Annotated in this window: 11 protein-coding genes; 3 read left to right on the top strand and 8 right to left on the bottom strand. The window is 45.8% G+C overall.

What is annotated here, in order from left to right:
- The first annotated feature begins 121 nt into the window (after positions 1–121).
- Both bmr and LNN34_RS03200 read left to right on the top strand, forming a co-directional pair.
- Complete coding sequence (gene bmr / locus LNN34_RS03205; RefSeq protein ID WP_229042714.1) at positions 122–1,291, top strand: multidrug efflux MFS transporter Bmr; 1,170 nt, start codon at positions 122–124, stop codon at positions 1,289–1,291.
- A 71-nt stretch (positions 1,292–1,362) separates the two neighbouring features.
- Positions 1,363–2,199, top strand: a complete 837-nt coding sequence (locus LNN34_RS03200) for a MerR family transcriptional regulator (RefSeq protein ID WP_229042712.1) — start codon at positions 1,363–1,365, stop codon at positions 2,197–2,199.
- Positions 2,200–2,260: 61 nt separating this feature from the next.
- On the opposite strand, the gene LNN34_RS03195 is transcribed toward LNN34_RS03200, so the two are convergent.
- From LNN34_RS03195 to LNN34_RS03160, 8 genes are all read right to left on the bottom strand, one after another.
- Positions 2,261–3,526: a dihydrolipoamide acetyltransferase family protein gene (locus tag LNN34_RS03195; protein ID WP_059293637.1), complete on the bottom strand. Its 1,266-nt coding sequence runs from the start codon at positions 3,524–3,526 to the stop codon at positions 2,261–2,263.
- 21 nt (positions 3,527–3,547) lie between these two features.
- Positions 3,548–4,531: a 3-methyl-2-oxobutanoate dehydrogenase subunit beta gene (gene bfmBAB, locus LNN34_RS03190; RefSeq protein WP_024121983.1), complete on the bottom strand. Its 984-nt coding sequence runs from the start codon at positions 4,529–4,531 to the stop codon at positions 3,548–3,550.
- Between the two features lie 13 nt (positions 4,532–4,544).
- Positions 4,545–5,537 (bottom strand): 3-methyl-2-oxobutanoate dehydrogenase subunit alpha, encoded by a 993-nt coding sequence (gene bfmBAA / locus LNN34_RS03185; RefSeq protein ID WP_044154670.1) that lies wholly within the window; start codon positions 5,535–5,537, stop codon positions 4,545–4,547.
- 21 nt (positions 5,538–5,558) lie between these two features.
- Positions 5,559–6,983 carry a dihydrolipoyl dehydrogenase gene (lpdA, locus tag LNN34_RS03180; protein WP_229042710.1) on the bottom strand — a complete coding sequence of 475 codons (1,425 nt, stop codon included), beginning with the start codon at positions 6,981–6,983 and terminating at the stop codon, positions 5,559–5,561.
- A 19-nt stretch (positions 6,984–7,002) separates the two neighbouring features.
- On the bottom strand, positions 7,003–8,088 hold the full coding sequence (gene buk / locus LNN34_RS03175; protein WP_229042707.1) for a butyrate kinase: 1,086 nt from the start codon (positions 8,086–8,088) through the stop codon (positions 7,003–7,005).
- A 23-nt stretch (positions 8,089–8,111) separates the two neighbouring features.
- On the bottom strand, positions 8,112–9,206 hold the full coding sequence (bcd, locus tag LNN34_RS03170; protein ID WP_044154665.1) for a branched-chain amino acid dehydrogenase: 1,095 nt from the start codon (positions 9,204–9,206) through the stop codon (positions 8,112–8,114).
- 11 nt (positions 9,207–9,217) lie between these two features.
- A complete protein-coding gene (gene yqiS, locus LNN34_RS03165; protein WP_229042706.1) occupies positions 9,218–10,117 on the bottom strand; it encodes a phosphate butyryltransferase in 900 nt (299 codons plus the stop codon).
- A gap of 124 nt (positions 10,118–10,241) precedes the next feature.
- On the bottom strand, positions 10,242–12,320 hold the full coding sequence (locus LNN34_RS03160; protein WP_044154662.1) for a sigma-54 interaction domain-containing protein: 2,079 nt from the start codon (positions 12,318–12,320) through the stop codon (positions 10,242–10,244).
- A 151-nt stretch (positions 12,321–12,471) separates the two neighbouring features.
- Between LNN34_RS03160 and LNN34_RS03155 the strand changes: the two genes are divergently transcribed.
- The gene (locus LNN34_RS03155; protein ID WP_024121990.1) at positions 12,472–12,714 is read left to right on the top strand and encodes a DUF2627 domain-containing protein; all 243 of its coding nucleotides are present in this window, start codon (positions 12,472–12,474) and stop codon (positions 12,712–12,714) included.
- Positions 12,715–12,742 lie beyond the last annotated feature (28 nt).

Below are 12,742 nucleotides of genomic sequence, written 5' to 3'. Positions count from 1 at the left end.
GTCCGCTGGTCATGGACGTTTATAAAGTGAGAACAGCTTCATAGAAAGAAATCCGTTGACTCTCCCCTAAGAGGAGGTCTTACAGTATAAGGGATACACTTTCGTAAAAAGGGGAAGTCACATGAAGAAACAGAACATCACATTAGCTATATTATTAACCAATTTATTCATTGCTTTTTTAGGGATCGGGCTTGTGATTCCGGTAACACCCGCGATTATGAATGAATTGCATTTATCCGGTACCGCGGTCGGCTATATGGTTGCATGCTTCGCTGTTACGCAGCTTATTGTGTCACCAATCGCCGGACGCTGGGTTGACCGCTTCGGACGCAAAATTATGATCGTGATTGGCCTGTTGTTTTTTAGTGTTTCAGAGTTTTTATTCGGCATCGGAAAAACAGTTGACATTTTATTTATATCCCGTATGCTTGGCGGTATCAGTGCTGCTTTCATTATGCCCGGGGTCACGGCTTTTATCGCCGATATCACTACTGTTAGAACACGGCCGAAAGCGCTCGGCTATATGTCAGCCGCTATTTCAACAGGTTTTATTATCGGCCCCGGCATTGGCGGATTTTTAGCGGAAATCCATTCCCGTCTGCCTTTCTTCTTTGCGGCAGCCTTTGCGTTAATAGCAGCCATTTTATCGATGCTGACGCTTCGGGAACCGGAGCGAAATCCTGAGAATGAGAAAATAGAGGGCCAAAAGACTGGATTCAAGCGGATCTTTGCACCTATGTATTTCATTGCTTTTCTCATCATTTTAATATCGTCTTTTGGATTAGCATCGTTTGAATCTTTATTTGCGTTATTTGTTGATCATAAATTCGGATTTACGGCCAGTGACATTGCCATTTTGATAACTGGGGGAGCAATTGTCGGAGCCATCACGCAAGTCGTCTTATTCGACCGCTTTACAAGGTGGTTTGGGGAAATCCGTTTAATCCGCTACAGCTTAATTCTCTCAACTAGTCTTGTGTTTTTGCTGACCATCGTAAATTCATATGCTGCGATTTTATTAGTTACCTTCACCGTATTTGTCGGATTCGATCTTATGCGGCCGGCCGTAACAACCTATCTGTCAAAAATTGCGGGAAATGAACAGGGGTTTGCCGGCGGGATGAATTCAATGTTTACGAGCATCGGCAATGTGTTCGGCCCCATTATCGGGGGAATGCTATTCGATATTGACTTAAACTATCCATTCTATTTTGCAACAGCAGCTTTAGCCATTGGCATTGCGCTGACCATTGCCTGGAAAGCCCCTGCCCATATAAACGCCAGCATGTAAAAAAAGCGTATTCTTTGTGTACTGCAAAGGATGCGCTTTTTTATTATACTGATCATAAGGGGAGTGATGGCATGAAGGACTCGTTTTACTCAATTGGAGAAGTTTCAAAACTGGCAAATGTGTCGATTAAAGCGCTTCGGTATTACGATAAGATTGATTTATTTAAACCCGCCTACGTCGACCCGGATACCAAATACCGCTTTTATACAGACTCCCAGCTCTATCATCTTGATTTGATTAAATCATTAAAATATATCGGCACACCTTTAGAAGAGATGAAAAAGGCACAGGAATTAGAGATGGAAGAACTGTTTTCTTTTTATACAGAGCAGGAAAAGCAAATCAAGGAGAAATTAGATTTTTTATCAACATTGGAGCAGACCATTGCTCTGGTGAAAAAGCGAATGAAGCGGCAGATGGAATATCCTGCGCTCGGTGAGGTGTTTGTTCTAGATGAAGGAGAAATACGGATTATACAGACAGAGGCAGAGGGAATCGGGCCTGAAAACGTGCTCAACGCTTCATACAGCAAACTAAAAACCTTTATCGAATCAGCTGATGGTTTTACGAACAATAGCTACGGTGCTACTTTCTCGTTTCAGCCGTACAACAACATTGATGAAATGACTTACCGTCATATTTTCACGCCTGTCTTAACGAATAAACAAATTTCTTCGATTACGCCGGATATGGAAATCACAACGATACCAAAAGGCAAATATGTTTGTATCGCTTATAATTTCTCGCCGGAGCATTATTTTCTCAACTTACAGAAGCTGATTAAGTATATCGCGGACCATCAATTAACGGTTATCAGTGATGTATACGAGTTAATCATACCGATTCATTATTCGCCGAAAAAACAAGAAGAATATCGGGTTGAGATGAAAATTCGAATCGCAGAATAATGATACATAGAAAAAGAGCATTTTTTGAAGTTATCATTCAAAAAATGCTCTTTCTGTTTGTTTAGTAGACAGAGGTTTTCTCATCTATAGATTCTAAAATTTCTTTGACACGCGCCAGGAATCTTCCGCACACGAGGCCGTCAAGCACTCTGTGATCTAAAGACAGGCACAGATTGACCATATCTCTGACTGCAATCATGCCGTGATCCATGACAACCGGGCGTTTGACGATCGATTCCACTTGAAGAATCGCAGCCTGAGGATAATTGATGATTCCCATCGACTGAACAGATCCGAAAGAACCTGTATTGTTGACGGTAAACGTTCCTCCCTGCATATCGTCTGCTGACAGTTTTCCGTCTCTTACCTTTTTGGCAAGGTCGGTAATTTCTCTCGCAATGCCTTTAATTGTTTTTTCATCAGCGTTTTTGATCACCGGAACAAATAAAGAATCTTCCGTGGCAACCGCGATTGAAATATTGATATCTTTTTTCTGAATGATTTTGTCCCCCGCCCACATGCTGTTCATTTGCGGGTATTCTTTTAACGCCTGAGCGACCGCTTTTACGAAAAAAGCGAAAAAAGTTAAATTAAAGCCTTCTGTTTTCTTGAAGGAATCTTTTATACTGTTTCGGTATGCCACCATGTTTGTGACATCGACTTCCATCATCGTCCAAGCGTGAGGAATTTCTGTTTTGCTTCGTTTCATATTTGAAGCGATCGCTTTTCTAACAGCTGTGACAGGAATTTCTTTATCACCGGCTGCTGAAGCAGGATGAGAAACATCTTCTTTCGTCTCCTGTTTTTGCACTGGTGCAGGAGCAGCTGCTTTTGGCTCCTCAGTCCGTTCGGAAACACCGCCTGAATCAATGATACGCTGAATATCTTTTCTCGTAATCCTTCCTCCGGCGCCCGTTCCTGTCACTTGCTCAAGATCAATGCCGTGCTCTCCGGCCAAACGAAGTACAGCTGGAGAAAAACGTTTCTTATTGGCCTGGCTGGCTGCTTCAGTGTTGCTTTCAGGAGCAGCTTGCCCGGCAGTTGGCACTTCCGTCTGATCTTGTTTTTGTTCAGCCGGCTTTGCGCCTTCTATTTCGATTTTGCAAATCACTTCTCCGACTTGCAGGGTCTGGCCTTCTTCTCCCACAAGCTCTGTTATTGTACCGGTAAAAGAGGACGGAACCTCCGCGTTTACCTTATCTGTCATGACTTCCGCAATTGGATCGTATTTGTTCACCTTATCTCCAGGGGCGACAAGCCATTTGCTGATTGTGCCCTCCGTTACGCTTTCGCCAAGCTGCGGCATCGTCATTTGTTCTATTGCCATGATCGTATCCTCCTTACGTCTTTAAAACTCCGCTAATTCTCTCATCGCCGCTTCTACTTTATCAGGGTTGAGCATAAAGTATTTTTCCATTGTCGGCGCATAAGGCATAGCCGGAATATCAGGACCTGCAAGCCGTTTGATCGGCGCGTCTAAGTCGAACAGACAATGCTCGGATATAATGGCAGCCACCTCACTCATGATACTGCCCTCTTTTGTATCTTCTGTGACCAAAAGGACCTTTCCGGTTTTGGATGCGGCTTCGATGATCGCTTCTTGATCAAGCGGGTATACCGTTCTTAAATCCACCACATGTACAGAAATGCCGTCTTTTTCGAGACGTTCTGCAGCCTGTAAAGCAAAGTGGACACAAAGCCCGTATGTGATCACCGTGATGTCATCGCCTTCCCTTTTTACATCAGCCTTGCCGATAGGAAGTACATAATCATCTGCCGGAACCTCTCCTTTGATCAGACGGTACGCGCGCTTGTGCTCAAAAAACAGCACCGGGTCTTCATCACGAACTGCGGCTTTTAAGAGTCCTTTCGCGTCATATGGCGTTGAAGGCATCACAATTTTCAGTCCGGGCTGATTGGCGAAAATCGCTTCGACTGATTGAGAATGATAAAGCGCTCCGTGCACGCCGCCACCGTACGGCGCTCTGACAACGATCGGGCAGCTCCAGTCATTGTTGCTGCGGTAGCGGATTTTAGCAGCCTCGGAAATAATCTGGTTTACCGCCGGCATTATAAAATCAGCAAACTGCATTTCAGCAATCGGCCTCATGCCGTACATAGCCGCTCCGATACCGACTCCGGCGATCGCTGATTCAGCAAGCGGCGTATCCATGACACGCTCTTCTCCAAATTGTTCGTACAGACCGGCTGTGGCTTTAAATACCCCGCCTTTTTTTCCTACATCTTCCCCAAGAACGAAGACACGTGAATCTCGTTCCATTTCTTCTTTCATTGCCAAATTGATCGCATCAATATATGACATTACTGACATTTGTACTTCCTCCCTACTTCGCATACACATAATCGAGCGCTGACTCAGGAGCTGCATAAGGAGCGTTCTCCGCTTCATCTGTCGCCTCGTTTATGATTGCCATGATTTCGTCCAGCATGGTTTGTTCTATCTCTTCGGTCAGCAGGCCTATTTCCTTTAAGTAAGCTTGATAAGTAAACAGGGGATCACTTTTTTTCGCTTCCTCTACTTCTTCACGGCCTCTGTAGCTGCTGTCGTCGTCATCGCTGGAATGCGGTGTCAGGCGGTAAGAAATCGTCTCAATTAAGGTAGGGCCTTCTCCTCTGCTCGCCCGTTCACGCGCTTCTTTCACCGCTTGATAAACTTCGAGCGGATCGTTTCCATTCACAGTTACGCCAGGCATTCCATAGCCTACGGCACGATCTGAAATATTTTCACATGCCACTTGCTTATCGTAAGGGACCGAAATCGCGTATTTATTGTTTTCACACATAAAAATAACCGGAAGCTTATGAACAGCGGCAAAGTTTGCCCCTTCATGGAAATCGCCTTGGTTTGAAGATCCTTCTCCAAATGTGACAAAAGCCGCGATATCTTTTTTCTCCATGCGTCCAGCCAGCGCAATGCCGACCGCATGCGGCACTTGCGTTGTTACCGGAGATGACCCCGTCACAATCCGGTTTTCCTTTTGACCGAAATGCCCCGGCATTTGGCGGCCTCCTGAGTTTGGATCTGCTGCTTTGGCAAATCCGGACATCATTAAGTCCTTCGCGGTCATGCCAAACGCAAGCACGACACCCATGTCTCTATAGTAAGGCAGCACATAGTCTGTTTCACGGTCAAGGGCGAAAGCTGCTCCTACTTGTGCTGCTTCCTGTCCTTGACAAGAGATAACAAACGGGATTTTACCAGAACGGTTTAACAGCCACATTCTTTCATCGATTTTTCTTGCTAACAGCATGGTTCTATACATATCAACGGCTTCCTGATCAGTCAGCCCTAATGCTTGATGTCGGTTTGTACTCATTCAAGCGCCTCCTTTATGCTTTTAAAAATGAATGGCTTTGCCATCTGCAGCAAGCGCTGCTTCTCCAATCGCTTCAGACAGCGTCGGGTGCGGGTGGATCGTTTGTCCGACCTCCCATGGCGTCGCATCCAGCACTTTTGCAAGACCTGCCTCTGATATCATGTCAGTGACATGCGGGCCTATCATATGCACGCCGAGAATATCATCCGTTTCACGGTCCGCCACGATTTTTACAAATCCGTCGCTTTCTCCATATACAAGCGCTTTTCCAATTGCCATAAATGGGAACTTGCCGATCTTGACATTATGCCCTTTCGCTTTTGCCTCATCTTCTGTTAAGCCGACACTGGCAGCTTCAGGGCTTGAGTAAATGCACTTCGGTACAAGTGTTGGCTCAAGCGGATGCGGATTGAGACCCGCAAAATGCTCAACGGCAATGATTCCTTCATGCGATGCAACATGAGCTAGCTGAAGGCCACCGATTACGTCTCCGATTGCATAAATATGAGATTCCTTCGTTTGGCAGCTTTCATTTACTGAAATGACGCCATTTTCAGTGACAATATCGGTGTTTTCTATCCCAATTCCTTCGATATTTGCCTGTCTGCCGATGGAAACGAGCATTTTTTCAGCAGAGTAGGTAACGGTTTCTCCGTCTTTTTCCGCTTGTATGCTGATTTCGCCTGACGATTTTTTCAACGTATCAGGCAGCACTTTAGCTCCTGTGACAAACTGAATTCCTTTTTTCGTAAGAAGGCTTTGCATCTCTTTTGAAATGTCCTGGTCTTCAGTCGGCAATATCCGGTCCGCATATTCAATAACCGTTACGCTTACGCCAAAGTCATGAAGCATGGATGCCCATTCGATTCCAATGACCCCTCCGCCGACGATGATCATCGATTTTGGAAGCTTCTCCATTTGGAGAGCTTCATCCGAGGTCAAAACAAACTCTCCGTCCGCTTCCAGCCCCGGAAGCATTCTTGGCCTTGAGCCTGTAGCTATAATGACCTGCTTCGGGATCAGCATGTCATTTTCTTCGCCATTTCCCCGCTCAACAGAAATCGTTCCCGGCAGCGGAGAGAAAATAGACGGTCCGAGGATGCGCCCATATCCGTCATACACGTCAATTTTTCCTTTTTTCATTAAATGATTGACGCCTGCTGCAAGCTTATCAACAACAGCCTGCTTACGGTGCTGTACCTTTTCAAAGTTGAGGGAAACGCCGGACGTTTCGACTCCGAATTGATCGGCTTCACGGGCTGTCCGGTACACTTCCGCGCTTCTCAGCAGCGCTTTACTCGGAATACAGCCTTTATGCAGGCATGTTCCGCCGAGCTTTTCTTTTTCTACAACGGCTGTTTTTAAGCCGAGCTGCGCCGCTCTGATCGCCGCGACATAACCGCCTGTACCGCCGCCCAGAATGACTACATCATACTCAGTTGCCATCTGACTCACTCCTGTCTGTCTATTCAATGCGATATTGTTTGGATTGCTCTTCGCCCTGCAATACCCTGAGCGCTCCCTGGGCCAGAGATTGCAGTTCGTTTTCTCCCGGATATACTAAAACGTCCGAAATCCAATCTATGTATGATCTGATGCTGGAAACAAAGCTTTTGCCGTAAGCCAGACCTCCTGTCAGAACAATGGCCTCGACTTCGCCTTTTAAAACGGCGCTTGCTGCTCCGATTTCCTTCGCTACCTGATACGCCATGGCGTCAAAAATTAAGCGGGCTTTTTCATCGCCCTCCTGAATCATTTGTTCTACTTTCACAGCGTCATTTGTACCGAGATAACCGGAGAGTCCGCCGGTTCCCACCAGTTTTTTCATCATTTCTTCTTTTGTATATTCTCCTGAAAAGCATAAATTGACGAGATCCCCCGCAGGCACTGTTCCTGCGCGTTCAGGACTGAACGGCCCCTCTCCGTGAAGGCCGTTGTTGACATCCACCACCCGGCCCCGGTCATGTACACCTATTGTAATGCCGCCGCCCAAATGAGTAATGATCATTTTCATATTCTCATATCGTTTGTCAAGAGAGGCTGCCGCCTTACGGGCGACAGCTTTTTGGTTTAACGCATGAAAGATGCTTTTCCGTTCAATTTCCGGCATGCCTGATATTTTAGCGAGCTCTGACATTTCGTCAACTACAACAGGGTCTACAATATAAGATGGAATGTTGAGGCCGTCAGCAATTTCTCTTGCGATAATGCCTCCTAAATTGGAGGCATGCTGTCCTGCATAACCGCTTTTCAAGTCCTCAATCATGCCGTCATTCACTTCATATGTCCCGCCTTCTATCGGACGGAGAAGACCACCTCTGGCACAGACAGCATCAAATTTTGAAATATTGATGCCCTGTTCATGAAGCGTTTCGAGGATATGCTTTTTTCGAAACTCATACTGGTCAATAATATGGTCGAACTGCTGCAGCTCTTCTATGTTGTGTCTCAGTGTTTTTTCAAAAATACTGCGTTCATTATGAAAAACACCGATTTTCGTTGAAGTTGAGCCTGGATTAATGGTGAGAATGCGTTTTTCATCATGTAGCATTTCAAAACCTCCAGATCAATTTCTTAGCGTCTGCTTAATATATGGTGGCCATTTTGCAAAAACTGGCTTCTTGAGCGGCGATTGCGTTCAATTCGTTCTTCAGCCAAGCGGTCAGCCGCTAAATACGTCGGAATGCCGTCACGCTGGGAAATTTCAAGGACGCGTTCAATATTGGCGTAAATGCCCTCAACCTTTTTCAGTGCACGTTCCGCATTATAGCCGTAAAGCTCATCCGCCACGTTGATAACGCCGCCCGCGTTGATGACGTAGTCCGGTGCGTAAACAATGCCCATTTCGTGAATTTGATCGCCGTGGCGAGTTTCTTTCAGCTGATTGTTAGCCGCGCCTGCAATCACTTTAGCTTTCAGCTGCTTAATAGTATCGTCATTAATGGTTGCACCAAGAGCACACGGCGCATAAATATCGCAGTTTTGTGAATAAATATCTTCTGGATCAACCGCACGTGCACCAAAATCTTGTACCGCACGTTCAACTGATTGCTTGTTGATATCCGTAACGATTAAGCTTGCTCCTTCTTCATGAAGGTGGCGGCATAGATTGTAAGCCACGTTGCCAACACCCTGTACAGCGATGGTTTTTCCTTCAAGAGAGTCCGTGCCGAATGCAGCTTTAGCGGCAGCCTTCATGCCTTTATACACCCCGTAAGCCGTAACAGGAGACGGATTTCCTGAAGAGCCGAATGCAGGAGAAATACCTGTGACAAAATCTGTTTCATCATGAATGATATCCATATCCTCAACCGTTGTGCCGACATCCTCAGCCGTAATGTATCTGCCGTTAAGCCCTTGAATATAACGGCCGAACGCGCGGAACATTTCTTCATTTTTATCCTTGCGCGGATCGCCGATGATAACCGTTTTTCCGCCACCCAGGTTTAAGCCTGCCGCCGCGTTTTTATAAGTCATGCCTCTTGCAAGTCTCAGTGCGTCTTCAATCGCAGCTTCTTCATTTTCATACGTCCACATTCTCGTTCCGCCGAGCGCTGGTCCCAATGTTGTATCATGAATTGCGATAATTGCCTTTAATCCTGATTGTTCGTCTTGGCAGAAAACCAATTGCTCATAATCGTATTGCTCCATATATTTAAAAAGTTCCATATCAGTTCCTCCTAAAGTGTGTATTCTTCAGATGCGCATAATGCCAGCGCGATCGAATACAGTTTGTTTTCAGCGGAATCCGCTCTGCTCGTTAATGCAATCGGCGCTTTGGCCCCCGTAATGACAGCCGCCACGTGTGCTTTCGCAAAATAAATCAGTGATTTATATAAAATATTTCCCGCTTCAATCGAAGGGACAAGAAGGATATCGGCGCTGCCCGCTACGTCTCCCGAAATCTTTTTCTGAGCCGCGGCAATTTGCGATACTGCGTTATCCAAGGCAAGCGGTCCATCTACAATGCACCCTTTAATCTGCCCTCTTTTGCACATTTGGGCGAGAGCAGCTGCATTGACCGTCGCTTCCATCTTCGGATTTACCGTTTCTACCGCCGCAAGGGCAGCCGCTTTTGGCATATTGTTCCCTACTGCACGCGCCACATGAACAGCATTTTGAAGAATCTGCTGAAGCTCCTCCAGCGAAGGGGCAATATTCATAGCCGAATCTGTCACAAACATGAGTCTCTCAAAGTCAGGAATATCAAACACGGCCACATGAGAAAGGACACGGGATTTCCGCAGCCCTTCCTGTTTGTTTAATACCGCTTTAAGCAAAACAGAAGTCGGCACATTCCCTTTCATTAAGACGTCTGCTTTTTTTTGATGAACAGCGCGAACCGCTAGCTTCGCCGATTCCTCCGGCGTATTGGCATGCATGATTTCCACTTGATGCCCTTGCATGGAGAATGTCAGGTCGTTCAGTTTTTTGCTGTCGCCCACTAATAAAAAACGGACGGACAAATGCTCGGCTGCCAGTTTCACAGCCCGGATCACTTCCTCATCCTCAGCATGAGCAACCGCAATGGTCTTGTTTTTGTACATCGACGCTTTGCCGATCAAATCTTTCAGCTTCATCAGTTACCACCTTTCTTGTCTCGACTCCGCTTTTTATTATGCAAGTTCTATGCCAGCTCGGTGCGATGCTGTCATGATGGATGCGAAGAAAGATTCGTGCAGACATTTGCGCTTATTCTGCAAGTTATTGCATGCCTTCATTTGCAAGGCCGTATTTATCCATTTTGTAATATAAATTTCGAATGCTGACGCCGAGGGCTTTCGCTGTTTTCGTACGGTTAAAATGATGCTTTTCCAGCGTTTGCTGAATCAAGTGCGCTTCAAATTTTTCAACGGCCTTAGACAGCTTTTCGCCTTCGATGTCAGGAAAATCAAAACCGGCTCCCTGTTCTGCGCTGCTTTCTTTTTGTTCTATTTCAAATACAGGCAAATGCTCTTTTTCAATCCATTCCATGTGCGGCTTCAGAAAAATCATTGCTCGTCCAAGGACATTTTCCAGCTCGCGGACATTTCCCGGCCAATGGTAAGCCGACAATGCCCGCAAAGCCTGCTGGGTCAGTCCCTTTACATTCCGGCCGTAATCGCGGTTAATTTTTTGAATGAGCCTTTCACTGAGCGCTTCAATGTCTTCAATCCGGTGACGCAAAGGAGGGATAGAGATGGGATAGCGATTGATGCGGTAGTACAGATCTTCACGGAACGTCCCATCCGCCATTGCTTTTTCGATATTTACATTTGTGGCTGCAATAATTCTCACATTAACAGGGATTGCCTTCGTGCCTCCCACTCTGACGATCTCTTTTTCTTGAAGGACGCGCAGCAGTTTCGCCTGCATATTTTGCGTCAGCTCGCCGATTTCGTCTAAGAAAATACTGCCGTTATTGGCTTCTTCAAATAAGCCCTTCTTGCCGCCGCGCTTCGCTCCCGAAAACGCGCCTTCCTCGTAGCCAAACAGTTCTGATTCCAGAAGATTTTCTGAAAGAGCGGCGCAATTTACGCGGATGAATTTATTGTATTTCCTGTCGCTTTCGTTATGGATGGCATGGGCAAACAGCTCTTTGCCTGTGCCCGATTCTCCGCGCAGCAAAATCGTTGCCGGCGTTTTCGCTCCAAGCTTCGCCTGTTCAAGCGCTACCAGCATTTGCTCACTTTTGCCGATAATGTCGTCAAAGGTATATTTCGCTTCGAGCGTGCGGATAATCTGCCTGGCCCTGTTAAGCTCCGCGGTCAGCATTTTAATTTCTGACACGTCATGGATCACGCCGACACTGCCTTTTAAAATGCCATCCACAATCACCGGCGCTACATTGACGATGACCTCTTTTTCATTCGGGCCGACCTTCATTCTGACGCCGCGCACTGGGCGTCTTGTCTCAAGCACCTTTAAATGCATGCTTTCCCCTTCAGAAATATCAGTGCTCGCCGGCTTGCCGATGACTTCTTTTTCAGAAAGCCCAGTCATTTTTGTGTATGCTTTATTGATCAACAGGCCAATGCCGTTTTCATCAACGACAGAAATCGCCTCGTCGGAGGATTGTATAATCGCCTCCAGCATCGTGCGCACCTGTTTTAGATTTGTCACTTCCTCCGCCAGCTCGACCGCATCTGTAATATCCTTAAATACACTGAGTGCTCCGAGCAGACGTCCGCCTTCATCAATGATCGGCAGCCTTGTTGTTACAATTTGCAAATTTTCACCCAAGAGCTGTTTTTGATTGTATTCAGGCTCTCTCGTTTTTAAAATCCGAGGCATCTTTGTGCTCGGGATGACTTCTTTGATCGGGCGTCCAATGACTTCCTCACGTTGTTTTCCCACCATATTTTCAGCCATATGATTAAACAGAATGATCTCTTCATTGATATCAATAAAAATCATTCCGTCGTGGGTGGAATTAAAGATTCGGTCATGTTTGTATGTTTGTTCTTTTAGCATTTGAATCAGCTGCTGTTTTTCTTCCATAAGCTGAAACACAATGTAAGCCATCTTTCCCGGCATAACAATGGTCTGCTCGTGTTTTTCCTGAAGGAGTTCGTCAAGTACAGCTTGTTCACCCGTTGTATGAATAACGATATCCGGCTTTTGTTGTATGTATGGTTTCCAATCAGATGAAACGGCAATTCCATAATGTTTTGCTTCTTTTAATCCCGGCGCTTCGGGGTTTTTGTCAACCACGGCAATAATGTCTATGATGGCTGTTTTAATGAGAATTTGTAATAACGCCGTTCCCCTTTTACCGGCACCTACGATCAGTACCTTCTGCATCCCGATACCCCTTTGTATGAAAAAATTTGCATACCTGTTTTTTCCGTTGCAATAATTTGCACAACCCTATGTTACCACGTTTTCTTCTCTTGACAAAATATTTTTTCCGCTGGACAATAAAGGAAATGAAAAATAAAGGGGTTTTCTGAACATGAGCCGACTTCTTGCGCTTTTGATTTTAGTGCTCCCCGGCGCCATTTCTGCTTTAGGCATTAAACTGATGAGAGATATGCTTTTCGGCCATACGGTAAAGCCATTTTCTTCTCTTTGGCTCCAAGGTTTATCAGGATTAATCTTTTTCGTTTTCGGCCTGTATGTGCTGGCCGGGTTCATTTTGTACAGAGACAGAAAACGCAATCAAGTCAGTCCGCGATTCAGAAAACAAAAGATGTAAAAAAGCCGGAGAATGCTCCGGCTTTTTT

This window comes from Bacillus sp. AF23, from assembly GCF_020861455.1.
GTDB lineage: Bacteria > Bacillota > Bacilli > Bacillales > Bacillaceae > Bacillus > Bacillus halotolerans.
This window is presented reverse-complemented; position numbering and strand designations above follow the sequence as displayed.

What these genes read in the sequence shown, in the direction of transcription:
- bmr (WP_229042714.1), top strand. Translation starts at nt 122, where the DNA reads ATGAAGAAACAGAACATCACATTAGCTATATTATTAACCAATTTATTC.
- LNN34_RS03200 (WP_229042712.1), top strand. Translation starts at nt 1,363, where the DNA reads ATGAAGGACTCGTTTTACTCAATTGGAGAAGTTTCAAAACTGGCAAAT.
- LNN34_RS03195 (WP_059293637.1), bottom strand. Translation starts at nt 3,526, where the DNA reads ATGGCAATAGAACAAATGACGATGCCGCAGCTTGGCGAAAGCGTAACG.
- bfmBAB (WP_024121983.1), bottom strand. Translation starts at nt 4,531, where the DNA reads ATGTCAGTAATGTCATATATTGATGCGATCAATTTGGCAATGAAAGAA.
- bfmBAA (WP_044154670.1), bottom strand. Translation starts at nt 5,537, where the DNA reads ATGAGTACAAACCGACATCAAGCATTAGGGCTGACTGATCAGGAAGCC.
- lpdA (WP_229042710.1), bottom strand. Translation starts at nt 6,983, where the DNA reads ATGGCAACTGAGTATGATGTAGTCATTCTGGGCGGCGGTACAGGCGGT.
- buk (WP_229042707.1), bottom strand. Translation starts at nt 8,088, where the DNA reads ATGCTACATGATGAAAAACGCATTCTCACCATTAATCCAGGCTCAACT.
- bcd (WP_044154665.1), bottom strand. Translation starts at nt 9,206, where the DNA reads ATGGAACTTTTTAAATATATGGAGCAATACGATTATGAGCAATTGGTT.
- yqiS (WP_229042706.1), bottom strand. Translation starts at nt 10,117, where the DNA reads ATGAAGCTGAAAGATTTGATCGGCAAAGCGTCGATGTACAAAAACAAG.
- LNN34_RS03160 (WP_044154662.1), bottom strand. Translation starts at nt 12,320, where the DNA reads ATGCAGAAGGTACTGATCGTAGGTGCCGGTAAAAGGGGAACGGCGTTA.
- LNN34_RS03155 (WP_024121990.1), top strand. Translation starts at nt 12,472, where the DNA reads ATGAGCCGACTTCTTGCGCTTTTGATTTTAGTGCTCCCCGGCGCCATT.